The organism is Pseudomonas sp. GW822-FHT01E03 (genome assembly GCF_058802985.1).
Genome location: NZ_JBXAOQ010000007.1, coordinates 208,157 through 232,034, shown reverse-complemented (window position 1 = coordinate 232,034; position 23,878 = coordinate 208,157). Strand labels below are relative to the sequence as shown.

The following is a 23,878-nucleotide window of genomic DNA, read 5'->3' as shown; positions in this document are numbered from 1 at the left end:
ACAAAAAAATTCCTCTCCAAAAACCAACAAAAACAAAACAGGTGATTCATGGAGATCTCCACACGTACCCCTGCGCGCGTTCGGCCCCTGGTGCGCGCACTTGACACTTCAACGATCGGTGCCGGCCTCGTGCTGGCGATTCTGGCGGGCAATGCCCAGGCCATCGATGTGGACGCCGGCGAATACACCGCTGCGCTTCCAGCCGGCAGCAATATCGGTTTGCTTTACCTGCAGCATGCGCAGCGGCGCTCGCTTTACAGTGATGGTCACAAGGTTGCGATCAAAGCGGGGCTCGACTCGGATATCGGCATACTGCGCGCCGCGCATTACCAGCAGTTGGGCGACTACACGATCAATACACAGTTCCTGCTGCCCTTCGGCCGCCTGGAAGGAACACGCGATAACGACTCGCTGGGACAAACCAGTGGCATGGGCGATCTGATTCTGGCGTCCACTCTATGGCTCGTGAATGACCCGGCGAAAAATCGTTACTGGGGTATTGCACCCTACCTGTACGTGCCGACCGGAAACTATGACCGCAACGATGCACTCAACCTTGGCGAAAACCGTTGGAAGATGACATTGCAGACAGGCTATGTGACCGGTCTCACTGAAAAACTTTCCCTGGACCTCACCGCGGATGTGACCTTCTTTGGCAAAAATGACGACCTCACGAGTCAAGACCTGACGTTGCGCCAGAAGCCGCAGTGGCAAACCCAGACCTACCTGAGGTACGCCGTGACACCAAAACTTTCGGTGCATGTCGGTGCGTCTCGACTCTGGGGCGGTGAGACGCGCATTGACGGTCAGGATCAGAACGATGAACCCGACACCAGTAAATACCGTGTCGGCTCGTCATACTGGATAACCCCCTCCTTCCAGGCCCTGCTCAACTACGGCCAGGACGTCTCGGTCGACAACGGTTTCAAGGAAAACCAGCGGGTTAACCTAAGGCTGTTGTGGGTGTTCTGACCCACAGTGAATGGCACCGAGAGCGGGCTGGACACCGCTCTCGGTGCCCTCGTAGCGCCTCCAATCGCTAGCGCAGCCGGCGCTGCAAGGTCTGGGAGGGTAATTCACTGAAACGCTTGCGATAGATCCCCGCAAATTCACCCAGGTTCAGATAACCCCAGCGAAAGGCGATGGCCGAAACGGTGGTTCCCGATTGCGGGTCCGCCGCCAGCAAATCGCGGTGCGCCCCCTGCAATCGCTGCTCACGCAGGAACGCACCGGGCGTCATGCCGCGAAAACGCGCGAAGGCACCACTCAATGTCCGCACACTGGTCCCTACCGCACTGGCAATCTCACCCATCGTCGGCAGGCTCGCAGCATTGGCACTCATGAACTCTTCGGCAGCCCTGACATAACGGGGTGCAATCCGGTTCAGTGGACTATTCAAATCAAGCCCTGCCCGCCCGGCGCGGCCAGCCCATTCTTGCAGCATATGAACGCAAAGACTTTGCTCCAGGTGAGTACCCATTCGCCCTTCAGCCATGTGTGCGGGAGCTTCGGCAATACAACGAACCGTGTACTCCAGCAAACTCAGCCAGCTCGACCCGACTCCGCCGATGACGCACTTGTGTCTCCAGAACTGATCATCGGGCACGAACCCAAACCACTGCAGCGCCATCCGCTCCAAAACGGCATGAGGAATGGTCAGATTCAGTTGCAAGTGATCAGGGTCGAGGTCGATCCGGTACTCGACACGACTGCAATCGGCAACGAATGATTCACCCATTGCCGTATCCTCAGTGACGGAACGCCGGGTCCAGTGCCGGGCATTGCCGCGAATAGTGGTGAGCAGTAGCGCATTCCCCGCTTCGGGCGAAAATTCATCGACGCTCACCGGCACGCCATAGGCAAAACGAGTCAGCGTCAACTCGCCAATCCTGGACGAATGCATGGTGGCGTGCGGCTTGATGGCCTGCCCTTTGGGTGCCACACGGTAGGGCATATACATGCGATCCGACCAGTCGCTGATTTCATCCCACTCGGTTGAAAAACTTTTGTGATGCTGGTGAATCGGCTTGCCGCTGGCATCGGTTAACAACGCATGTTCAAGAAGCATAGAGACACCTGATTTTTATTTTTTTAGGGTCCAATCGATGGCCAGACCTGCAACTCAGAGCAACGGCGGGTAGACCATCTGGTGTGATTCGCCCATCAGCAGCGGACGATTGAGCTTCGCGCAAGTGCGCAGGTAGTCGGCCACCAGGGTAATCCTCTTGAGGTTGCGCAGGTCCTCACAGTAGTACATCCAGAACTGTCGCGTGACCTCCACCTGATCCGGCAGCACCTCGCACAGGCGCGGGTCGGGACCGGCGAGGAAGCAAGGCAGGATCGCCAACGCCCGCCCTTCCAGAGCCGCATGGTACTGGGCGACCACGCTGGTGCTGCGCAGGCGGCTGCGCGCGCCGAGCATCAGGTCGTTCAGGTAGAGCAGCTTGAAGCTGAAGGCCAGATCATCGACGTAGGTCACGAACGGGTGACCGGCCAGATCCTCGCGACAGCCAATCGGCGGATGACTGGCCAGGTACTCCGGCGTCGCATACACACGCAGGCGGTAATCGCACAGCCGCGAGCACACGTACGGACCGCGCTCGGGCCGTTCCAGGGTGATGGCGATGTCCGCCTCACGCCGTGACAGGTTGACGAAGTGCGGGACCGGCAAAATATCCGCCGAGATATTCGGATAGTGCTCGAGGAAGTGGCTCATCTGCGCTGCGATGAAACAGGACCCGAAGGCTTCGGTACAGCCGATGCGCAGGTGCCCGGCAAGCCCTCCGGTGGTGCCGAAAACCTGTTCGCAGGCTACCAGCAGTGTACTTTCCAGGGTTTCGGCGTGGCAGACCAGGCGCTGCCCCTCCACGGTCAGCACGAAGCCTGCGGTTCGCGATTTCTCGAACAACATGGCGCCCAGGCTCTGCTCCAGGGCGCGGATGCGTCGCGCTACCGTGGTGTAGTCCACCCCCAGGCGGCGGGCTGCACCGCTGGCGGTGCGGGCACGAGCGACCTCGAGAAAGAAGCGCATGTCGTCCCAGTTCAAGTGACCTTGCGTTGTACTTGTTTGCATATTCATCAGGCTTTCCTGCCGTACTTTGAGAGGGCCAGTGAATAAAAAGCGCGGGCCCGGGGAGTGGCAAGGCGCCGCGCAACGCTTAATCGTCAGAACTGTTCGTCAGCAAGGCCGTACAGTGGTGCACTGCCGGCGCGGATGCTGGCTTCCAGGCTCAGCGTCCGTGGCAGCAGGCGCGCGAAGTAGAACTCGGCGGTGGCCAGTTTGGCAGCGTAGAACGGCGGGTCCCGGTCAAGTCTGGACCGGGCCACGGCGGCCATGCGCGACCACATGTAGGCGTAGGCGACATAGCCGAACAGGTGCAGGTACTCCACGGAGGCTGCGCCGACTTCGTTGGCGTTGGCTTTGGCCCGCTCCAGCAGCCAGTTGCTGAGGCCCTCCAGGCGTTCCAGGGCCTTCAGCAGTTCGCTGCCATACGCGCTTTCGTGGTGCAGTGCGAAGTGGCGCACTTCCCGAGCGAACAGGCGTAGCGCGACGCCATCGTTGGCCAGCACTTTGCGTCCGAGCAGGTCCAATGCCTGGATGCCATTGGTGCCTTCGTAGATCTGTGCAATGCGCACATCACGGACCAATTGTTCCTGACCCCATTCGCGGATGTAGCCATGGCCGCCGAAAACCTGCTGGCCGTTGATGCAGCTTTCCAGGCCGGTGTCGGTAAAAAACGCCTTGGCCACTGGCGTCAGCAGCGCAACCAGGATCTGCGCGCAATCGCGCTCGCTGGCATCGTCGGAAAATTTCGACAGATCCAGTTGTTGCCCGACATAGCAGGCGAATGCGCGACCGCCTTCGGTCATGGCTTTCATGCCCAGCAGCATACGCCGCACATCCGGGTGAGCGATGATCGGGTCGGCCGGCTTGTCCGGGGCCACGGCACCGGTGGGCGCCCGACCTTGAACGCGTTCGCGAGCATAGGTGACGGCGCTCTGGTAGGACGCCTCGGCGCAGCCGATGCCCTGAATGCCAATCGACAGGCGTTCGTAATTCATCATGGTGAACATCGCCGCCAAGCCTTTGTTCTCTTCACCGACCAGCCAGCCACTGGCGCCGTCGAAGTTCATCACGCAGGTGGCCGAGGCCTTGATGCCCATCTTGTGTTCGATCGAACCGCAACTCACGGCGTTGGCCGAGCCGAGGGAACCGTCGGCATGGACCAGGACTTTAGGTACGACAAACAGCGAAATGCCCTTCGGGCCAGCAGGCGCGTCCGGCAGTTTGGCCAGTACCAGATGAACGATGTTTTCAGTCAGGTCCTGATCGCCCCCGGTGATGAAAATCTTGCTGCCGGTGATCTTGTAGCTGCCGTCAGTCTGAGGTTCGGCGCGGGTGCGGATCAGCCCCAGGTCGGTACCGGCATGGGCCTCGGTGAGGCACATGGAGCCGGCCCAGCGGCCTTCATACATCGGCGGCAGATAGAGGTTTTTCAGGGCGTCGCTGGCATGGGCGTCCAGCGCCAGGCAGGCACCGGAACTCAATGCGGAATACAGCGCAAAACTTGAGTTGGCGCCGTAGAGCATCTCTTCGAACTGCACGGCCAGCATTTTCGGCATGCCCATGCCACCAAACCCGGGGTTGCCGGACAGTCCCACCCAACCGCCTTCGATGTAGGTTGCGTAAGCCTGTTTGAAACCGATGGGGGTGGTGACCCGGCCCTCATGCCACTGCGCGCCTTCTTCGTCGCCACTGCGATTGAGGGGCGCAATCAGGTGCGAGGTGACTTTGGCCGCCTCCTCGAGAATGGCGTCTGCCGTATCGGTGTCGATGCTGTCGGTCAAGGCCGGCAGGCGCGCCCACATGGCCGGAGCATCGAACACTTCGTGCAGCACAAAGCGCATGTCGCGCAGCGGGACTTTGAATTCGGGCATAACGTAAACCTCGTTGGCACGGTTGTGTCATGGGCAGGGCACAGCCGAATTCGGCCTGCACGAACCCGCAGCAGCAGGTCAAACACCTGCTGCCAGATGGATGCAATGTCGGATCGGGTCAGAGCGCCTTGGCCCGGTCACGCAACACATACTTCTGGATCTTGCCTGTGGAAGTTTTTGGCAAGAGCGTGAAGATCACTGTGCGCGGTACTTTGAATCCGGCCAGATGCTCACGACAGAAACTGATGATGTCAGCCTCGCGAACGTCCTGGTGATCAGCCTTCAAGGTGACGAAGGCGCAGGGTGTTTCGCCCCATTTCTCATCGGGACGGGCGACCACGGCTGCTTCCATCACACCCGGGTGGCGATAGAGCACCCCTTCAAGTTCGATGGTGGAAATGTTCTCGCCGCCCGAGATGATGATGTCTTTGAGCCGGTCCTTGATTTCGACGTAACCGTCAGGATGCCAGACGGCCAGGTCACCGGTGTGGAACCAGCCGCCTTCGAACGCTTCGGCAGTGGCGCTCGGGTTCTTCAGGTAGCCCTTCATGACGGTGTTACCGCGAATGAAGATCTCACCGATCGTCTGGCCGTCACGCGGGGTTGGCTCCAGCGTTGTGCTATCGCCGACCATCAAGCCTTCCAGCGTCGGGTAGCGCACGCCCTGTCGCGACTTGATCTGCGCCCTCTCCTCCAGGGAAAACTCATCCCATTCGGCGTGCCAGGCGCAGACCGTCACCGGGCCATAGGTTTCGGTCAGGCCAAACACATGGGTGACCTTGATGCCCATCTCTTCGACGGCACCGATGACTTTGGCCGGTGGCGCAGCGCCCGCGACCAAGGCATTGACCGGGTGATCGATGGCCGCTTTCGCTGATTCGGGCATGTTCACCAGTGCATTGAGCACGATCGGCGCACCGCACAGGTGAGTGACCTGATGCTCGCGGATCAGCGTGAGGATTTTCTGTGGATCGACCCGGCGCAGGAAAACGTGCACACCCGCCAGGGCAGTGATGGTCCATGGATAGCACCAGCCATTGCAATGGAACATCGGCAGGGTCCAGAGGTACACCGGATGGTTGCCTATGGCCCAGGTCATCTGGTTGCCCAATGCGCTCAGGTAAGCGCCGCGATGGTGGTAGACCACGCCCTTGGGGTTGCCGGTGGTGCCTGAAGTGTAATTCAGCGAAATGGCCTGCCACTCGTCGCCCGGCCATTGCCAGTCGAATGCCGGGTCGCCTTCGGCCAACAGCGCTTCGTAGTCAAGGTCGCTCGCGGCCTGACCTTCACCGTATTCCGGGTCATTGACGTCGATCACCAAAGGCGGGTGATCCAGCATGCCAAGCGCTGCCTGGATCACATCATGGAACTCGCGGTCGGTAATCAACACCCTGGCTTCGCCATGCTGCAGCATGAATGCGATCGCCTCGGCATCGAGGCGCACGTTGAGCGGGTTGAGCACGGCGCCGATCATCGGCACACCGAAATGCACTTCAAGCATCTCGGGAATGTTGGGCAGCATCACCGCCACCGTGTCGTCCTTGCCGATACCGCGACCGGCCAGCGCCGAGGCCAGGCGTCGGCAACGGGTGTAGGTCTGCGCCCAGGTGCGGCGAATCGAACCGTGGATTACGGCGAGGTGATCGGGATAAGTGCTGGCGGTGCGCTCGATGAAACTCAGCGGAGACAAGGCAATGTGGTTGACAGCCGAAGGGCCTAGGCCTTGGTCATAGATAGACATGTGCGGGTACTCGATGGCTGATTGTTAGCTCTATGGTTGACCTTGCAGCGCAGTCGCCGCAGTCACCTTCAAAGTCCGGATGACTTTATATAACACTGCGTCATTGATATGGAAGTAGAACCTACGTCGTATAGTATTAGTACTATATATATTTCTGTTAAGTCCGAATCAATGCCGCCAACGCTCCAAGGCTGGTATATGCTTGGTTTCCCTGAGAAAGTGGACCCGCAATGACCCTGACGCCCGTTCGATTGCACAGTTGGTTGCGCCTGCAGCGCGAGGGTGTGTCTCTGGCCGCCCGGGCCGATGCGCTGTGTCGGGCGCTGCAGGATTGCCCTGAGGTGCAGCGGGCGGTTTACCTGAGCTGGCAGCCCAATGCGCGGATCTACAGCCATGAGGGCGCCGCCCAGCATTTACCGCCGGGACTTGGCGACCCGGCGCTGGCCAGCGACCAGTTGCTCTTCGAGCATCTGGTCGAGGCAGGCCGCCTGGACCTGGCTCAAGTCCGTCAACTCGATTGCTGGTTGTCCGGCCGGTTGCGCCGGGCCGCGATCAGCCATGGCCAGGTATTTGATCTGGCCTTGCAGCCGGGGCAGCCGGGCTTGTTGCTGGTGGAAGTGCGCGAGGGCGTGAGTCTCGATTGGCTGGGCTGGGTACAGGATTTGCTGACGACGCTGCTGAGCAGCGTCAACGGCCTGCTGCGTGGTTCGCCACTGTTGGGTCACGATCCGCAACCGAGCCTGTTGCTCGATGCGCAAGGTCGACCGCTGGAGTTCAACGCGGCACTGATGGCGCTGCTCGCCGAGAAGTCACTGACCGATGTGTTGGGCTTTTTACCGGTCAATCATCGGGTGCTGGTGCGTGCCTGCCTGGACCAGCAACGCGCCGTCGAAGGTGTCGAGGCTCAGTTTGAAACGCAGATCCTGATCTGGACGTTCATTCCCGATCCCCAGGACAACCGAGTGCTCGCCCGTTGCCGCGACGCCACGGCGCAAGTGCTGGCGGAGCGTGAAGCGGCCACCGCACGACGGCTGTACCGGCTGATCATCGAAAACACGACTGACCTGATATCCCGTCACACCCCCGAAGGTCGCGTTATCGATGCATCACCGGCGTCCTGGACCCTGCTCGGTTACTGGCCTGAAGAGTTGCGCGGGCAAATGGCCCAGGGCCTGTTTCATAGCCAGGACCTGGCCGCTCTGGTGCAGCGCGCGCGCGATGCGCTGGAGCAGGATGGCTATCACACCATGACCTATCGCATTCGCCATCGCGACGGCCACTACCTGTGGTTCGAAACCGCCAGCCGGGCGATCCGCGAAACCTACACCGGGGCGGTGGTCGAAATCGTCAGCATATCCCGGGACATCACGGCCCGGGTGCAGGCCGAGGAGAACAAGCGACGCCTGGCCGAAGTGGTCGAGGCCAACATTGACCCGGTGTTGTTCATCGCTCCCGAGGGCCAGGTCACTTACCTCAATCCAGCCGCGCGACGCATCCTCGGGATTGATGAGCAACAACCCATGCCGGCCCTGGCCACGTTGTTCGCAAGCGGCGACCTTGCGCGCCTGCAACGCGATGGCTGGAGGCGCGCCGAGCGCGACGGTGTCTGGAGCACCGATGCGCGTTTGCAACCACCGGGCGGGGGCACATCGGTGCCGGTGTCGCTGGTACTGCTGGCGCACCGTTCCGCCGGCGGTGAGCGTTATTACTCATTGGTCGCGCGCGACATGACCGAGCGCGAGCTGCGGGAAGTGCAACAGCGCCGTCATCAGGACGAACTGGCACACACCGCACGGCTGGTCACTCTCGGTGAACTGGCCTCGGGGATCGCCCACGAAATCAACCAGCCGCTGGCTGCCGTGGTCAACTATGCGAATGCAAGCCAGCGCTACCTGCAAACGCTGGATTCCAATCCCCAGGCCGCTGCCAGAGTGACCCAGGGCCTGGAACGCATTACCCATCACGCCACCCACGCATCCGAAGTGATCCGACGGTTACGCTCCTTTTTGCGCAAGGGACAGCGTCGCATGCAGGCGCTGAACTTGACCGACGTCGCCCGCGAAGCCGTGCGTTTGTGTGCCTGGGAGGCGAGTAATTGCCAAGTGACAATCGAGGATCGACTGCCGGATAATCTGCCACCCGTTTATGCCGACCGCGTGTTGCTGGAACAGGTGCTGCTCAATTTGTTGCGCAATGCCATCGATGCCAACCGTGAGCAACATCCCGGGCAACCCTCTGTGATCGTGATGGCCGTAGAGCATGGCAGTGGCGCCTGCGTGGAAATCAGTGTGCGAGACCAGGGGCCGGGCGTCAGCGAGCCGGAACTGGAACAGATATTTACCCCGTTTTACACCAGCAAGGCCGATGGCCTGGGGCTCGGTCTGTCCATGAGCCGCAGCATCATCGAAGGTTTCGGTGGCGAATTGAATGCCCGGCGCCAGCCTGTCGGGCTGCTGATGTGTTGCCGCTTGCCGCTTGCCGGCCCAACAAAACAACAATAGGAATCAGGTAATGGCAGGTGTAACGGAGCACGTTGTGTACGTGGTCGATGATGACCAGGGCATGCTCGAATCGACGGTCTGGTTACTGGAGTCGGTCGGGCTCAAGGCCTTGCCGTTTACCAGTGGCGTCGCGTTCCTCGATGCCTGCGATGCAAGCCTCGATGCTTGTGTGCTGCTGGACGTTCGCATGCCCGGTATGGGCGGGTTGAACGTGCAGGAAGAAATGCGTGTGCGCCAACTGAACCTGCCCATCATCTTCGTCAGCGGGCATGCGGATGTGCCGATCGTGGTGCGCGCGTTCAAGGCCGGTGCCCATGACTTTATCGAGAAGCCCTACAACGAACAGCTGTTGCTGGACAGCGTGCAACAGGCGCTCAGCAACTGTGCCGCCAACCGTTCGGGCAACCAGGGCCACGAAGCCTTGCAGGCGCGCTTGTTGACCCTGACCCCGCGCGAGCGCGATATCCTGTTGCCACTGGTGCAGGGTTACACCACCCGCGAAATCGCGGAGCAACTGGGCGTAAGTGCAAAAACCGTTGATCTGTATCGCGCGCGCGTCATGAAACGCATGCAGGCCAACACGCTGCCGGACCTGGTGGGCATGGCCATCGCGGCGCAGATGGTCGATCCGCTGAAGTTGCGTTGATTCCTCAGGACAGGTTTTCAAGCAGCTCCAGCGCCTGATCAAAATCGAAGCACTCCGCTTGCCGCACAACCCGAAGCAATTGCTCGGTCATCCGCGGGTCTGAAGCCAGCCCCTGCAGTTTGAGCAAGGCTGTCAGCGCCTGGGTGTCGCTCTCGGCCAGCAAAGATCGGACGTGGGCCAATTGCGCATGCCATTCGCTGCCCGGTGGCACGCTTGATGAGTCTGCGCACGATGTCGGCTCGCGGAGTACCGATAAACCTTCCAGCACCGTTGTCAGGCAACGCTCGACCTGCACCAGCCGGTCAGCCAGGTCCTGCTCCGCCCCATCGTTCGTCCCACCGTTCAGACACGCCTGCTCCAGTGCGGCGGCTGCATTCGCCACTTCAACGGCACCAATGTTGCCCGCCGTTCCGCGCAGGGTATGGGCCAGCCTGACCGTCGTCGAACGATCGCCCTGGCCTCGGGCAGCCAGGAACTCGGCGCAAAAAGCCTGGTGGCTGGAGCGAAACTTGCGCAGCAGTCGCAGATAGAGCTCGACCTTGCCCATGCAGGTGCCCAGGCCCGCTTTCAAATCAATGCCGGGAAGGCTGGCTGGCAGGCTCGCCGCTGACTCCGTGGTGACCGGCGAAACGTCGGCCGACATCGCGCCACGGTCAGCTCGCGGATGTATCCACTTGGCCAACGTGGCAAACATGTCGTCGACGTTCAAGGGTTTGGAGATGTGGTCGTTCATGCCGCAGGCCAGCGCCCGCTCGCGGTCCCCCGCCATGGCGTCGGCAGTCATGGCGATCACCGGCAGATTCGCCCAGCGTGGCTGCTCACGTATCTTGCGGGTCGCGGTATAACCATCCATCACCGGCATCTGGCAGTCCATCAACACACCATCGAAGTCTGCGTCACGCTCCAGTTGGTCGAGCGCTTCTGCGCCGTGAACGGCCAGGCACAGCTCGATCCCGGCGCTCTCCAGCAGTTCACAGGCCAGCTCGCGGTTCAGCTCATTGTCTTCGACCAACAGCAGTCGCGCGCCACGCAGGCTGGCCATGGCATTGGCACTCTGGCCAAGTCGCGAGCTGGCCCGGGTATCGGCCTGGGGGATCTTGCCGAGCACCGTGCCCAGCGCCTCAAGCAAAGTGGACGGCGTCACTGGCTTGGTCAGCACCACCGGCAAATGAATGCCGTACCGACTGGCCTCTTCGCGGGCTTCCTCGCGACCGAACGCCGTGACCATGATCACCGACGGCGTTTGCGCCAGTTTGGCGGCCTGCATCTGCCGCACCGTTTCCACGCCGTCCATGCCAGGCATGCGCCAATCCATCAGCACCAGATCATAGGGCAGCACCTTCGCTTCGGCGTCCACCAGCATGGCCAGTGCGGCCCGGCCGCTTTGCGCGACGTCCACCTCCACGCCAAAACTGCGCGCCATGCTGGACAGGATCTCCCGCGCGCTGGCGTTGTCATCGACCACCAACACACGGTTGCCCAGCAATTCGTCGGCGGTCACCATGCGCCGTAAATGGCTGTCGCGCTGCACCCCCAGGCTCACCTCGAAATGGAAAGTGGAACCAAGGCCCGGCTCGCTCTCTACCCAAATGCGCCCGCCCATCAATTCCACCAGATGCCGAGAGATGGCCAGGCCCAACCCGGTGCCACCGTATTTGCGGGTGGTGGTGCTATCGGCCTGGCTGAAGGGTTGAAACAGGCGCGAGCATTGCTCGGCGTTCATGCCGATCCCGGTGTCGCGCACCCAGAAATGCAGCTGCGCCTGCTCTCCTGCCGCGCCCCGGTGCTCTACGCCGAGCACGATCTCGCCCTGCTCGGTGAACTTCGTCGCATTGTTGCCCAGGTTGATCAGCACCTGGCCAAGGCGCAACGGGTCGCCGATCAAGGCGGTCGGCAGCTCGGCATCGGTGCTGAACAGCAATTCCAGGCCTTTGTCCTCGGCTTTGAGGCCGATCATGCTGGCAAAGCCGTCGAGCACGGCCTCGAGGTGGAAGGGAATGTGCTCCAGGTGCATCTTGCCGGCCTCGATCCTGGAGAAGTCGAGGATGTCGTTGATGATCACCAACAGGTATTCCGCCGAGCGGTGGACCTTTTCGATGTAATTGCGCTGGCGGTGGTCGAGCTCGGTTCGCAATGCCAGGTAGCTCATGCCGATGATGGCGTTCATCGGTGTGCGGATCTCGTGGCTCATGGTGGCCAGGAAGTTGCTCTTGGCCCGGGTCGCCTCTTCTGCGGCCTCCCGTGCGCGCTGCACCTCGGCCTCGGCGGTCTTGCGGTCGGTGATGTCAAAGTACCAGTTGGCCCCCATGCCCCGCTCCCCCAGCGTCATCGTGACGGCCGAAACCAGTACGTCGAAGCGCTCGCCTCCAGCGCGCTGCAGGGTGGTCTCGAAGTTCAGCACTGCACCTTGCGCTGCCGCTTCGAGAAAGCGCTGGTGTGCCTGCGGGTCGACCCAGAACTGCGCCGGATCCGCACCTTCGAGTTCAGCCAGACGAGTCCCGAACAGACTGTCGAACTGCGGATTGCAGTAGGTCGGACGGCCATCGACGTCCCTGATCACCATGGCCACCGGGCTACTGTCGAGTACTGCGCGCAACTGTGCCTCGCTGGTCTTGAGTGCCGCCTGCAGCTGACGCCGTTCACTCACGTCGCGCACCGAAGCGCAGACGCATACGCCGTCCCCTTCCAGGCTCGGCAGATGCGACAAGCTGATCTCCGCCGAGAACAGACTTCCGTCTTTGCGCACGCCTTGCAGGTCGTCCAGGTTGGCCCCCATCTGGCGAGTGGCGCCGTGGGCCATGAAGCCCTTGCGCAGCGCCTCGTGGCGCCCTCTGCTGGCCAACGGCACCAAACGATCGATGGACTCGCCGATCAGCTCACCGGCGCTATAGCCGAACAGCTGATCCAGTTGGCGATTGGTGCGCAGGATCTGTCCTTGGGCATCGACCACCAGCATGCCGTCCGGCGCCGCTTCGATAATCCCGCGATACCAGGCTTCGGTGGCACGCAACGCCGATTGCTGGGTTTCCAGTGCCTGCGCCTGCTGCTCCAGTTGCAGCGCCTGTTCCGCCATTTCATTGGCCTGGCGACGGGTTTCCGCCAGCAGGGTCTTGACCGCCTGATTGCGCTCCAGAATCGCCATGGCTGCGGCCAAACGTGGGGTGGCTTCCTGCAACAGCAGCAGTTCACGCTCGCCCAGGGGCTCCAGCCCGGCCAGTTCGAGCACCCCCAGCAACCGCTCGCCACGGACAATAGGTTGCAGCAGCAGGCAACGGGCCGGGACCTCACCAAGGGGCGAGCACAAACGCCAATATTGCTCCGGCATCGCCTGAAACTGACGCGGCACGCGGTCCACCGCGCACTGCCCCAACAGGCCATCGCCGAACATGACTTGCGCCTCGGGTGGCCGCTCGGAATCGGTGGCATAACGCCCCATCAACAGCAGCGTGCCGGAATCCTCCTGCGCGCTGTACAGCACCCCCTGGCAGATTCCGTGCAGGCTGGCCATGCACTGCAGGAACACCTGCGCCAGTTCGGCCGGGGTTTCTGCCTGCTGCAGATCGACCTGCAATTGGGCGGTATGGGCCTTGATCCAGCGCTGGCGCTCAAGCTGTTGGGATTCGGTCTGCAGTTTGGCGATGGCCCGCGCCAGATCGCCGGTTTCGTTGTTCAGGTCGGTGTGGGGAATCGGTTGATCGAGCTGCCCCGCGGCCAATTGGTCTACCGCCACCCGCACCCGGTTCAGTGGATTGCGGATCGACTGGCTGACGACCCAGGACAACAGCAACGCCAGCGACAAACCACCGAACAACAGTACGTAGGTCAGCCTGGTGCTGTGTTCGGCAAACTCGGCAATGTCCTTGGCCGTGTCGCGAATCGAGGCTTCCTTGATCTGGACGATCGCGTACAAAAGGCCGTCGGCCTGCCGGGCAAGTTGCTGGAATTCACTGCTATTGAGCAGTACCAACGCCTTGTTCTGCTGGCCCTGGTCGATCGATAGAAAGGCCTGGTCGCTATGACGCTGCAACTGTTGCAGCAGCAGGTCGAGCTCGGCGAGGCGCGCCAGATTATCCGCGCGCCTTAAGGTCACTTTGGCGCGGGCCACGGCCTGCTGCAGGCCTTCGCGGATATCATGCAGTTGCTGCAGGGATTCGACGCGAATCTGCGCGCTGTCGGTGCCCACCGCACGCTGCAGTGCTTGCATCATATGGGGCAATTGCACACGGGCTTCCTGCAAGTGCTCCATGCCGACCAGTTCCTGCAGATAGAGGTTCTGCATGTCCTGCTTCAGCGATTGCTGGGTGCGCAGGCTTTGCACGCCGAGCACCAGCACCAACAGCAGCAGCGCCGAGAAACCCAGGATCAGTTTGTGAAGCAGCGCGAGGCGCTCAAGCAGGGTACGCAATCCGGCCATGACTATCCTCGTGGACCTGATGAAAACACTGACGAAGAGACAATCGCGGGTTCACGGAGCCTGGCCGATACGCTCCAGGGCAGCCCGCTTGCCGGCCATGTCCTGGTCGGTATCGGCGAAGCGCTCGGCAATGGTCTGGAACTGTTCGAGGCAATCGAGGAAGGCATCGCAGATATCGGGGTCGAAGTGCGTGCCTCGTCCCTGACGAATAATCTCGACGGCCTGCGCGTGGGGCATCCCCGCTTTATAGACCCGACGGCTGATCAATGCGTCATAGACGTCCGCCACTGCCATCAACCGGGCGCTGACGGGGATGTCATCACCCGCCAGCCCTTGCGGATACCCACTTCCGTCCCATTTTTCCTGGTGACTGTAGGCAATCTCCTTGGCCAGGCTGAGGAACTCGGCGCGAATGCCAAGCTGATCCTCGGCATGCTGGATGGCGTCACGCCCCAGCGTCGTATGAGTCTTCATGATCTCGAATTCTTCCTCGGTATAGCGTCCCGGCTTGAGGAGAATATGGTCGGGGATGCCGATCTTGCCGATGTCGTGCAGCGGCGCCGACTTGAACAATAATTCGATGGTGTCCTCGGTGAGAAAGTGACTGAAGCGCGGATGAGCACGCAGATGCTCGGCCAGCACCTTGATGTAATGCTGGGTCCGTCGGATATGGTTGCCCGTTTCGTTATCGCGAGTCTCGGCCAGTGAAGCCATGGCCTGGATGGCCACATCCTGGATCGCAATCACCTCGCGGGTCCGACGCGCCACTTCCTTCTCCAGATAGTCGTTGTGATCACGCAGGAAGTCTGCAGCCGCCTTGAGCTTGAGCTGGGTATCCACCCGCGCCAGGACCAGCGCCGCTCTGATTGGTTTGGTGATGTAGTCGACAGCCCCCAGTTCCAGGCCATGGATCTCGTCTTCGGTGTCGGCCATGGCCGTCAGAAAGATGATGGGAATGTCACGGGTACGCGGGTCGCGCTTGAGCTGCTGCGCCACTTCATGGCCGGACAGCCCGGGCATCATCACGTCCAGCAGGATCAGGTCAGGGAGTGAGTCGCCCTGTAGTACGCGCAAAGCCTTTTCACCGCTATTGGCAGCTTTGACCCGGTAGCGATCCTTGAGCAGATCCGTCATCAGCATCAGGTTGTCGGGCGTGTCATCGACCACCAGCAGGGTCGGCGGACTGTAATGACTGTGTTCGGCACTCATGGCGGGTGGCTCCCATGCCAGACGTTGACATCCCGAGGCAACACTTCCACTGCCGCCCCGGCGCAAGAAAGCTTAGCTGCTGTTCTCCAGGGCTGCCCGGCGCCGAGCCCGAACCAGAAGTGTCAGCCGCCGCCCTCATCGTGTGGGTCAGTAGTCTGTTTGAGGTATTACCCAAAGCTGACCTTGATTGACTATGACGCCAGGGATTTTCGGTCATCCGGATGGACCTGGCAGCACGACCGCCGCTCCATCCATCAACCGCAACGAGGAGCTTGATAGCTATGGAAAAAGTCTTCTATCTGCTGTGGCGTGATACCCAAGTCAGTCCTGATTCCTTCGCCCATCGCTTGCGCAGTGAGGTCGCCGGGCAATTGCAGGCACTCGGCGCCCGTGGTGTGCAATTGAACCTGGCCGATGCCGATGTGCAACCCGCCGCCGGCCTGCGCCAGGAAAACAACCGACCATTGCCCGATGGCAGCCTGTCGCTGTGGCTGGACAGTGCCAACGGGCCGGCTCGCCGCCCTTTCGATAACCTGATCAGCGCGGCAACGGCGCGCCTGGCCGCCTACCTGGTCTGCGAGTCGGTCGCCATCGCCAATACCCGCTTCCCTGCAACACCCGGTGAGCGTACCCACGGGTTTGCCCAACTGGCCCTGCTGACCCGCCCTCCACGCCTGACTCCCGAGGCCTGGCTGGACATCTGGCGCAACCATCACACGACGGTGGCCGTGGACACCCAAGCCAACTTCCAGTACGTGCAAAACCTGGTGGTGTCGGCACTGACCCACGGCGCGCCACGGATCGATGCCATCGTCGAAGAATGTTTTCCGCCAGCGGCCATGACCGATCCCATGGCCTTTTTCGATGCGGCGGGCGACGAAGGGAAATTCCAGCGCAACCTGGCGGCGATGATGGACAGTTGCAGCCGCTTCATCGATTTCGACAAGATCGACGTGCTGCCCACCAGCCAGTACTGCCTGTAGGACCGGAAAATCGTCAAGCGTGTCAGGGCCCGGCATCCGGGCCCTGATGCTCAGGCCTGCTTCAAGGCGCCATCGAACGCAGGCGTCAGCCCCGACAACTCCAACTTGCGGACAAAGTCGCCCAGACGCTGCTGCTTGTAGGCTTCCACGTCCATGTCACGGTAGTCATAGAAACCCTGGCCATCGCGCAAGCCATTGCGGCCGTTTTGCATGTTGTCGGCGATCACTTGTGGTGACTCGAAACGCGGTGACAGCGCTCCACTCAGGTAACGCGAGGCGTAGTACAAAATGTCGCCGCCGCCCCAGTCGATGAACTCAAGCAGGCCCAGCACCGAGAAGCGCAAACCAAAGCCGACGCGTACCGCCGTGTCGATATCTTCTGCGCTGGCCACGCCCTCTTCCACCATCCGTGCCGCTTCGTTCATCACCAATGCCTGAATGCGCGGCACGATGTAGCCAGCCACCGGGTTGCACACCACGGGCACCTTGCCGATGCGTTTGAGCAGTTGCAGCAGCCGTTCGACCACCTGCGGGCAGGTCGCTTCGCTGCGGCTGACTTCCACCAGCGGCATCAGGTACGCGGGATTGAGCCAGTGCGCGTTCACGAAGCGCGCAGGCGTGCTGACCATTTCGCTCAACTCGGTGACCAGGAAAGTCGAGGTGGTCGACGCGATGATGGTCGACACCGGCACATGCTCGCTGACCCAGGCGAAGGTCTCCTGCTTGACCGCGATGACTTCCGGCACCGCCTCGAACACCAGGTCGCACCTGCGCAATACCTCTACGGCCTGGGATCTGGATTGCAGCGTCAACCGGGCTATCGCGATGTCGGCCTGTTCCAGCCGGAGCATGCCGAGGCGTACCAGCATCTGCAATTCGCTGCGGATGTTGTTGCGCACACGTTCGAAGTAGCCCTGCCGCTCATCCTCGGCGCGATCCTTGATATCGATGAGGGTGACCGGCAGGCCCGCATGGATGAACGCCAGGGCAATGCCCTCGCCCATCCGGCCGGCGCCGACCACGCTGACTTGGGGCAGCGCGGCGTTCATCAGTTGTAGCCCCTGGTCAGCAGTTCGGTCATCTGCGCCCGACTCAGTGTGGCCAGACCGAGGTTTTCCAGGGTGCGGCCTTCGGCGTAGAGATCCCGTGCAGCGACGACCGAGGCAATGCTCAGCAGGCCCTGCGCGACCGGCGTCGGCACACCGGCCCAGCGGCCGACGGACACCAGGAAGGACAGGCCCAGGCGGGTGTCTTCGAGCATGTAGCGATGCTTCTGCAGGTCGATGTCCTCGCGCCAGTCACCGCTGTCGGTCAACTTGCCATGGGCACCGCGACCGTACATCCACTCATCACCTTCGGTGGTGTTGTAGTGGTCAGCGAGGGGAAAGTGCGGCGCGCCGTAGGTCAGTGCTTCGCGCACGGCCATGCGTTCGGCATCAAGCTGGTTGGTCACGCGACGAATCGACGGTTGGGTGCCTTCGTTGTGAATGTCCCAGGCCTCGAAATGCTCCAGCGGCCCGGCGTTCATCATGATCAGCGGCGGATGGATGATGGGGCCTGCGTTCATCAACGCACCGCTCAGGGCGTCTTCAATCGGTTCGACGCTCGGGTAGGCTTCACGCAGCACCGCAAAAGCATGCTCGGACAGGTTGCTGGGGAATACACCGGTCGGCAGGCGGGTGGCATAGCCGCTGATCACCAGGTCGCTGGCGCCATGCTTGCGTACCAGGTACGGCAGCGTACCGGTTTCAGCGAAGGCGACCTTGCTCCGGTTGCCCGCATCGGCCATGGCCTTGGCAAACACGAAACTGCCAAAGGTGCCCGGCGGCAGGAACACCACCTGACCGTCGTGCAGGTGCGGCGTAACATGTTTGGCCAGGTCTTCGTGGGAGGTCGACGGCAGCGGGATGATCACCAGTTGCGCGTCGCCCAGGGCTTCGGCCAGGTCGTCGGTTAACGACAGCTTGTCGCCCTTCTGGCCGACTGACAACTGGCGAGTGCCCCGGTAGTCCTTGATGGTCAGCCTGCCGATGGCCAGCAGCTCTTTGAGCGCGGTGGAATCTCGACGCCACAGGCGGGTCTGGTGCCCCTTTTCAGCCATTTCGACAGCAGCGGCGTAACAGCCGTGACCACCACCCAGCACGGTAATATTCATGCAGATACTCCTTTTTGTCAGAGACTCGATCCTATCGAGCCGCACCGCCACAGACTCCTCCGATTGCGCAGCCGAATGACCGATTGCGCAGGTGTCTCAATGCTTCTGCCGCCGCAGGGTGTCCGACGGCAGGCAACCATAGCGTTGCCGATAAGCGCTGGAGAAATGCCCGAAGCTGTTGATGCCATGACGCAACAGGATATCGGTGACGGTTTCGCCGGCCCTGCCCTGCTTGAGCGACTCGTGGATGACCGCCAGGCGCCGGTCGCGGATGTACTCGACCGGCGCCTGCTGGAGGAACTGGTTGAAGCCGTTCTGCAAGGTGCGCACCGAGACACCACACAGTTCGCTCAGGGTCGTCAGGCTGATCGGTTCGTCGAGGTGTTCCTCGATGTAGTCACGGGCCTTTTTCACGTGGTGCGGCAGCGGCGCGCGCGTATCGATCAACAGATCCGCGGAGTAGTTATGCGGCAGCTGTGTGAGCAGCAACTGCATCAGGTATTCGGACAGGCCGCTGGCGAGGCGCGAACCGTCAACGCCGCTGCCGTAGAGCCGGCAGATGTAGTCCAGGGTGTGATAGAGGCTGACGACGCCGGCGCCCAGGTGGTCGACGCTGACATCAAAGATCACCGACTGGCGCAGGCTGCGGCCGAGCAGGCGTTGCAGCTGCGTCTCCAGGGCATCACGGTCGACACGCAGGATCAGGTTGCGGCACTCGCCATCGGTGACGATGCGGCTTTGCGCGAACGGCGAGGAAACGCTCAGGTAGCCCGACTGCATCGCCGCGCTGCGCCGCCCGTGGGCCACCTCGCAATGCCCCTGCAAGGTGATGCGAAACAGATACTGATCGGCAATGTCGCCGATGATGATCTCCACCGGCGCGCCATAACGCAGGTCGAGCAGCGCCGAATCGCCGAAGAATACGCCGTTGAGCCGGGTGTAGATCGGCTCGTCACGCAGCACATTGAAACTGTGGGGGCACAGGTATTGGCTGACCTTGTCCTTGATTTCGCGGTAATCGGCCGAACTGAGCAGGCTGTGCCGTTCCAGCAGGTGTACGTCATTCAACATCAAGGGTTCTCCTGACGTGGAGCGTCTCGGCCCCGCTCCCTTTGACAGGAGCGAGGCCGGGGCGCCGATCGTGGACTATGACCAATCAAGCCCGGGTCGGATACTCCCGGGCATAACTTTCGCGAAAACGACGGCAACCACGCCAGAGCAGCAGCACGGTCAACGCCGATGCACCGGCGATCACCAGCGACATCGACGACCCTACCGCCGCGGGCGATCCGAAATAGCGGTCGGTCAACAGCGCCACCAGCGTGGTGCCCAGGCCCAACCCCAGCAGATTGCTGATCAGCAGGAACACGGCCGAGACCTGTGCGCGCACCTGGTTCGGTGCAAGGATCTGCATCGCCGCCGTGGACGCCGGCATCGGGAACGAGGCGAAGAACATCGCTGGCACCAACAGGGTCACCGACAGCCACAGTTGATCGACTTGAGAGAACAGCACGGCCGGCACCGCCATGCCGAGGGCACCGATGACACCGGTGCGCATGGCAGCGTCCTGATGACCTTTCTTGGCCAGATAATCGGTGAGCCATCCACCGAACAGCACCCCGCCGGTGTTGGCCACCAACAGCACGGTGCCGAGCATGTAGCCCGCCTCCATCGGCGACAGGCCGAACTTGCGGATGTACAGCGCCGGGCTCCAGCTCATCAAGCAGAACAGGGCCATGGCGTAAAATGAAAAGCCCAGGTAATGACAGGTGAAGGTGGCGCGGTGGCGGCCGAGGAAGCGCAAGCCATCACCCATCCCGACCTTCTTGGCCCGACCCTGCGCATCCACCTGCAGGCCTTTGCGCGCCGGATCGCGCACGGTGAGCCAGATCAACAGGCCGACCACGATGCCGGGCAGACCGACAATGAAGAACGCCAACTGCCAGGCCTTCATCGCGCCGAGAAAGGCGACCTCGATGGTGTTCATGTCCTTGAGCATCGCGATCACATAGCCGCCCACCAGGAAGGCCAGACCACCACCGACGAACGAGCCGATCGAGTAGATGCCCACCGCGCGGCCGAGTTTCTCCTTGGGGAACATGTCGCTGAACATCGAGTAGGCCGAGGGCGACAGGGCTGCCTCGCCGACACCGACGCCAATGCGGGCGAGGAACATGTGCAGGAAGTTCTTGCTCAGACCGCAGGCCGCCGTCGCCAGGCTCCAGAACACCACGCCGACGGCGATGATCTTCGGTCGCGAGAAGCGGTCGGCCAGATAGGCGATGGGCATGCCCATGAACGCGTAGAACAACGAAAAGGCCAGCCCGTGCAGCAGGCTGAACTGGGTGTCGCTGATCTGCAGGTCGGCTTTGATCGGCTCGATCATCAGCGCCAGGATCTGCCGATCCACAAATGAAAAGATGTAGGCGATCATGCACAGGCCGACCACATACCACTCGTAAATGTAGGTTTTCTTCTTCTGCAGGACCGCGTTATCGACCTGGATATTCACTAGTGTTTGCTCCTCTTGGAATCCGCTCATGCGCGCAGCGGTGCGCAGAACAACGACTGGAAAGTTGCGGGGCAGATGCAAAGGACAAAGGGTTCGAACATGGTCAGGCCTCTTATTGTTATGGGGGCAAATCCCGGGTGGACGCGGCTTACCAGAACTTCCAGGTGTAGGTCGTGGCGACACGGAATTCGTTGTAGTCGTAGCCGTACTTCTGTTTCACGTCGATGTTGCGCAGGTCCAGCCCCAGGCCTTGCAGCGCCCCGCTCTGGACCACGTAGCTGAGCCCCAGAAAGCGTTCGCTTTCCTGGTTGTCGCTCAGGTTGTTGCCTCGGTCCCAGTTGGTACCCTTGATATAGCGGGTGTAGAGCTTCAGCCCAGGCACGCCCATCCCGGCAAAGTCATAGCTGTAGCGCGCCCCCCAGGACTTTTCATCCGGGCGGACAAACCCCAGGGACGACCAGTGCACCAGGTAAGGTTGGGGGATAAAACCGTTCATCGTCGGGAACACGCTGTCACCGAGCATGCGCTGGTAACTGAGGCCAAACATGTGGGCGCCTTTGAGCAAGGTGAACAAGGCGCCGTAGGAACGGTTGTCGATCTCACCGTTCAAGGCATTGCCATCTTCATTGTTATTGAAGTAGCGCAAGTCGGTTTTAAGTTTGTAGCCACTGCCCAGGTCAGCCATATGCATCAGGCCGAAATAGTGTTGCTGATAAATATCGTGCAACACGCCGTAGAAATAACTGGCTTGCAAGTTCTTGGCAATGTCGTAAGTTGCGCCGCCGAAGTCCAGGCCGTCACTGTCGAGATTATCGGTGGAGCCAAACTTGTATAGCTTCTCGTGGTTGGAAGATTCCCGTGTCACGGCGGACCAGAAACGGCCACCGGTCATCATCAACCCATCGACTTCCCTGGACTCGACCACGGCCCCTTGATAGATCGTATCCAGTTGCCGACTGGGGTCATCGGACGCCACCGGCAGTTGTGGACGAAGGTCACCGACCTTCAACTCGGTCTTGCTGTAGCGCATCTTGAAAGTTGCACCGGCGCGACTGTAGTCATCGGCCGTCTGCTGGTCGCGGACGCTGTACGGCAGCGAACCGTCATTGCCCGACGAATCCAGGCGCACCGCGTACTGTGCATCCACATCAAGGCCGATTGCCAGGGCCGTGTCGGTGTAACCGGAGGTAAACTGCGCATCGAAACCCTGGGACCAACTATGCACTTCAGAAACCGGTGCATTGGTATTGGTGTAGTTACGGTGCAAGTAGAAGTTTCGCGTATCCACTTTCAAGTGACTGTCATCAACAACATCGGCATAGGCTGTCAATGGCGAACAGATAACTCCCAACACGCCGGCAATACCGAGCCCACGGCAACATTGCTTTACCTGATACATCTAACTTCTCCACATCTGTATGTGCTGGGCACTGTATTTATAGGAGCAGATTCGAACTAAAAACTAAAAATGCCGGCAGCCGAACACCGAGCCTTCTTGCACAGCAAGGCGGATTGCATCAGGGATATAAAGAACGATGGGTTCGAGCATTGTCAGACCTATTGTTGTTATGGGGTAAAGCGCCAGGCGGGCTCAGTGGAACAGCCAGCCAAGACGACACGCCTCTTGTCTACCCAAGGTAAGTGAGTAGGCGCCGCGCCGATATCGAGATGAACAGCATCCGTTGAGGGGAAAACTTCAACCCGGCTAAAGGTTTCCCTTAGTCGACTCAAAAGCGCAGGGCACACGGTGGGAGATGGCAAGCCTGAATTGCATAAGCCTTCCTTAAGCGAGGTCTTGTTGTTGGATGGGCCCTAAGCTAGCGATTGCCCTGCCTGCCAACCTCCCCGATTGCGCAGGCGATTCTCCAATTGCGCAGCCTGATGCAGACTGCCTGAGCACTGCAGCCTGCGAGCCCCCTGCAGCAACAGCACTTCGCCGCGCCATTCGGCGAACTGGAAGCTCATCCCCTGGCGCCGGGCCATCCGGAGGCGGACAAGCTGCTGATGCTCTATCGCAATCTCGAGATGGCTATTGCAAAGGCTGGATTGCAGCGCTCCGGGTACCGGCGAACGCACTCGTGCCAAGCCAGCGCCACAGGTTTTCCGCATCCTGCACAGCGCCGTCTACACGCAGCTCTCGCGACTGAAGAACCTCCCTTGGTGTGCGGTCGCCAGTCCACACCTCGGTCAACGCACGCACGCTAGAGTCCACGACGAGCGTGAGCTCGCGTCCGGGGTCGTCGCGGCACAGATCTGCCACACCATGTTCGACCACGAGCCACCACTCTTGCTCGCCGGACCGCGCGTCGCGAAACCTGAAGTGAATGACCACCGCCCGGGACGGGAACATCTCGATGCGCGCGAACCGGCGCACGTCCCACATGAGCAGGCCCGCGTCGAGTTCGTTATCGCGAAGGCGACTACCTATCCAACGCGCGCCCCAATGCCCTAGCGCCATGATGATGGGGCGCAGTTCCTCGCCTGCCTCGGTCAGGCTGTACTCCCAGACTTTGCCCGTGGCCGTGCGATGTACGACACCGATATCTTCCAGGTGGCGCAGCCGCTGTGCCAGCAAGCTGGTGGACATACGTGGTACGCCGCGGTGCAGTTCATTGAAGCGTTTACTGCCGCACAGCAGCTCGCGCACGACCAAAGGCGTCCAGCGCTCGCACAGTGCTTCAGCACCGCGCGCGACCGTACAGAACTGACCGTAGCTTTCATCCATCGCCCGTACTCCGCACATACAACGCTTCAGATTCTGAACTAGCCTCGCGGTATC

The 23,878-nt window shown here is 61.2% G+C and carries 16 protein-coding genes; 4 read left to right on the top strand and 12 right to left on the bottom strand.

Features of this window, described 5'->3' with window-relative positions; genetic code table 11:
* The first annotated feature begins 48 nt into the window (after window positions 1–48).
* Window positions 49–972, top strand: coding sequence for a transporter (locus AC1RP7_RS16285; protein WP_154908504.1), 924 nt, complete (start codon window positions 49–51; stop codon window positions 970–972).
* A 67-nt stretch (window positions 973–1,039) separates the two neighbouring features.
* On the opposite strand, the gene AC1RP7_RS16280 is transcribed toward AC1RP7_RS16285, so the two are convergent.
* From AC1RP7_RS16280 to AC1RP7_RS16265, 4 genes are all read right to left on the bottom strand, one after another.
* Window positions 1,040–2,068 (bottom strand): AraC family transcriptional regulator, encoded by a 1,029-nt coding sequence (locus AC1RP7_RS16280; protein ID WP_493182700.1) that lies wholly within the window; start codon window positions 2,066–2,068, stop codon window positions 1,040–1,042.
* 54 nt (window positions 2,069–2,122) lie between these two features.
* Window positions 2,123–3,079, bottom strand: coding sequence for a LysR family transcriptional regulator (locus AC1RP7_RS16275; protein WP_090456048.1), 957 nt, complete (start codon window positions 3,077–3,079; stop codon window positions 2,123–2,125).
* Window positions 3,080–3,165: 86 nt separating this feature from the next.
* Entirely contained in the window at window positions 3,166–4,938 is a 1,773-nt protein-coding gene (locus AC1RP7_RS16270) for an acyl-CoA dehydrogenase C-terminal domain-containing protein (RefSeq protein ID WP_493182699.1), read from the bottom strand.
* Between the two features lie 118 nt (window positions 4,939–5,056).
* On the bottom strand, window positions 5,057–6,679 hold the full coding sequence (locus AC1RP7_RS16265) for an acyl-CoA synthetase (RefSeq protein WP_090456052.1): 1,623 nt from the start codon (window positions 6,677–6,679) through the stop codon (window positions 5,057–5,059).
* A 230-nt stretch (window positions 6,680–6,909) separates the two neighbouring features.
* Between AC1RP7_RS16265 and AC1RP7_RS16260 the strand changes: the two genes are divergently transcribed.
* Entirely contained in the window at window positions 6,910–9,180 is a 2,271-nt protein-coding gene (locus AC1RP7_RS16260) for a PAS domain-containing sensor histidine kinase (RefSeq protein ID WP_407516424.1), read from the top strand.
* Between the two features lie 10 nt (window positions 9,181–9,190).
* The gene (locus tag AC1RP7_RS16255; protein WP_102672425.1) at window positions 9,191–9,826 is read left to right on the top strand and encodes a response regulator transcription factor; all 636 of its coding nucleotides are present in this window, start codon (window positions 9,191–9,193) and stop codon (window positions 9,824–9,826) included.
* A 4-nt stretch (window positions 9,827–9,830) separates the two neighbouring features.
* Here AC1RP7_RS16255 and AC1RP7_RS16250 read toward each other — a convergent pair whose 3' ends face one another.
* A complete protein-coding gene (locus AC1RP7_RS16250) occupies window positions 9,831–14,240 on the bottom strand; it encodes a response regulator (protein ID WP_493182697.1) in 4,410 nt (1,469 codons plus the stop codon).
* Window positions 14,241–14,291: 51 nt separating this feature from the next.
* Window positions 14,292–15,449: an HD-GYP domain-containing protein gene (locus tag AC1RP7_RS16245; protein ID WP_493182695.1), complete on the bottom strand. Its 1,158-nt coding sequence runs from the start codon at window positions 15,447–15,449 to the stop codon at window positions 14,292–14,294.
* Between the two features lie 281 nt (window positions 15,450–15,730).
* Between AC1RP7_RS16245 and AC1RP7_RS16240 the strand changes: the two genes are divergently transcribed.
* A complete protein-coding gene (locus AC1RP7_RS16240) occupies window positions 15,731–16,432 on the top strand; it encodes an EthD domain-containing protein (RefSeq protein WP_493182694.1) in 702 nt (233 codons plus the stop codon).
* A 50-nt stretch (window positions 16,433–16,482) separates the two neighbouring features.
* On the opposite strand, the gene AC1RP7_RS16235 is transcribed toward AC1RP7_RS16240, so the two are convergent.
* The 6 genes from AC1RP7_RS16235 to AC1RP7_RS16210 all read right to left on the bottom strand — a co-directional run bounded on the left by AC1RP7_RS16235 (window position 16,483) and on the right by AC1RP7_RS16210 (window position 23,824).
* A complete protein-coding gene (locus tag AC1RP7_RS16235) occupies window positions 16,483–17,481 on the bottom strand; it encodes a 3-hydroxybutyryl-CoA dehydrogenase (RefSeq protein WP_493182693.1) in 999 nt (332 codons plus the stop codon).
* On the bottom strand, window positions 17,481–18,587 hold the full coding sequence (locus tag AC1RP7_RS16230) for an NAD/NADP octopine/nopaline dehydrogenase family protein (protein WP_493182692.1): 1,107 nt from the start codon (window positions 18,585–18,587) through the stop codon (window positions 17,481–17,483). The genes AC1RP7_RS16235 and AC1RP7_RS16230 overlap by 1 nt, the downstream gene beginning before the upstream one ends.
* Before the next feature lie 96 nt (window positions 18,588–18,683).
* Complete coding sequence (locus AC1RP7_RS16225; protein WP_493182690.1) at window positions 18,684–19,658, bottom strand: AraC family transcriptional regulator; 975 nt, start codon at window positions 19,656–19,658, stop codon at window positions 18,684–18,686.
* An 85-nt stretch (window positions 19,659–19,743) separates the two neighbouring features.
* Window positions 19,744–21,099, bottom strand: coding sequence for a spinster family MFS transporter (locus AC1RP7_RS16220; protein WP_493182688.1), 1,356 nt, complete (start codon window positions 21,097–21,099; stop codon window positions 19,744–19,746).
* A 148-nt stretch (window positions 21,100–21,247) separates the two neighbouring features.
* Window positions 21,248–22,498 (bottom strand): OprD family outer membrane porin, encoded by a 1,251-nt coding sequence (locus AC1RP7_RS16215; protein ID WP_493182686.1) that lies wholly within the window; start codon window positions 22,496–22,498, stop codon window positions 21,248–21,250.
* A gap of 630 nt (window positions 22,499–23,128) precedes the next feature.
* Complete coding sequence (locus tag AC1RP7_RS16210) at window positions 23,129–23,824, bottom strand: winged helix-turn-helix transcriptional regulator (protein ID WP_090456076.1); 696 nt, start codon at window positions 23,822–23,824, stop codon at window positions 23,129–23,131.
* Window positions 23,825–23,878 lie beyond the last annotated feature (54 nt).

Bases quoted from the DNA above. Each gene is read 5' to 3' on its own strand.
- AC1RP7_RS16250 (WP_493182697.1), bottom strand. From the start codon at position 14,240: ATGGCCGGATTGCGTACCCTGCTTGAGCGCCTCGCGCTGCTTCACAAA.
- AC1RP7_RS16270 (WP_493182699.1), bottom strand. From the start codon at position 4,938: ATGCCCGAATTCAAAGTCCCGCTGCGCGACATGCGCTTTGTGCTGCAC.
- AC1RP7_RS16235 (WP_493182693.1), bottom strand. From the start codon at position 17,481: ATGAACGCCGCGCTGCCCCAAGTCAGCGTGGTCGGCGCCGGCCGGATG.
- AC1RP7_RS16245 (WP_493182695.1), bottom strand. From the start codon at position 15,449: ATGAGTGCCGAACACAGTCATTACAGTCCGCCGACCCTGCTGGTGGTC.
- AC1RP7_RS16280 (WP_493182700.1), bottom strand. From the start codon at position 2,068: ATGCTTCTTGAACATGCGTTGTTAACCGATGCCAGCGGCAAGCCGATT.
- AC1RP7_RS16275 (WP_090456048.1), bottom strand. From the start codon at position 3,079: ATGAATATGCAAACAAGTACAACGCAAGGTCACTTGAACTGGGACGAC.
- AC1RP7_RS16230 (WP_493182692.1), bottom strand. From the start codon at position 18,587: ATGAATATTACCGTGCTGGGTGGTGGTCACGGCTGTTACGCCGCTGCT.
- AC1RP7_RS16260 (WP_407516424.1), top strand. From the start codon at position 6,910: ATGACCCTGACGCCCGTTCGATTGCACAGTTGGTTGCGCCTGCAGCGC.
- AC1RP7_RS16255 (WP_102672425.1), top strand. From the start codon at position 9,191: ATGGCAGGTGTAACGGAGCACGTTGTGTACGTGGTCGATGATGACCAG.
- AC1RP7_RS16240 (WP_493182694.1), top strand. From the start codon at position 15,731: ATGGAAAAAGTCTTCTATCTGCTGTGGCGTGATACCCAAGTCAGTCCT.
- AC1RP7_RS16225 (WP_493182690.1), bottom strand. From the start codon at position 19,658: ATGTTGAATGACGTACACCTGCTGGAACGGCACAGCCTGCTCAGTTCG.
- AC1RP7_RS16215 (WP_493182686.1), bottom strand. From the start codon at position 22,498: ATGTATCAGGTAAAGCAATGTTGCCGTGGGCTCGGTATTGCCGGCGTG.
- AC1RP7_RS16285 (WP_154908504.1), top strand. From the start codon at position 49: ATGGAGATCTCCACACGTACCCCTGCGCGCGTTCGGCCCCTGGTGCGC.
- AC1RP7_RS16265 (WP_090456052.1), bottom strand. From the start codon at position 6,679: ATGTCTATCTATGACCAAGGCCTAGGCCCTTCGGCTGTCAACCACATT.
- AC1RP7_RS16210 (WP_090456076.1), bottom strand. From the start codon at position 23,824: ATGGATGAAAGCTACGGTCAGTTCTGTACGGTCGCGCGCGGTGCTGAA.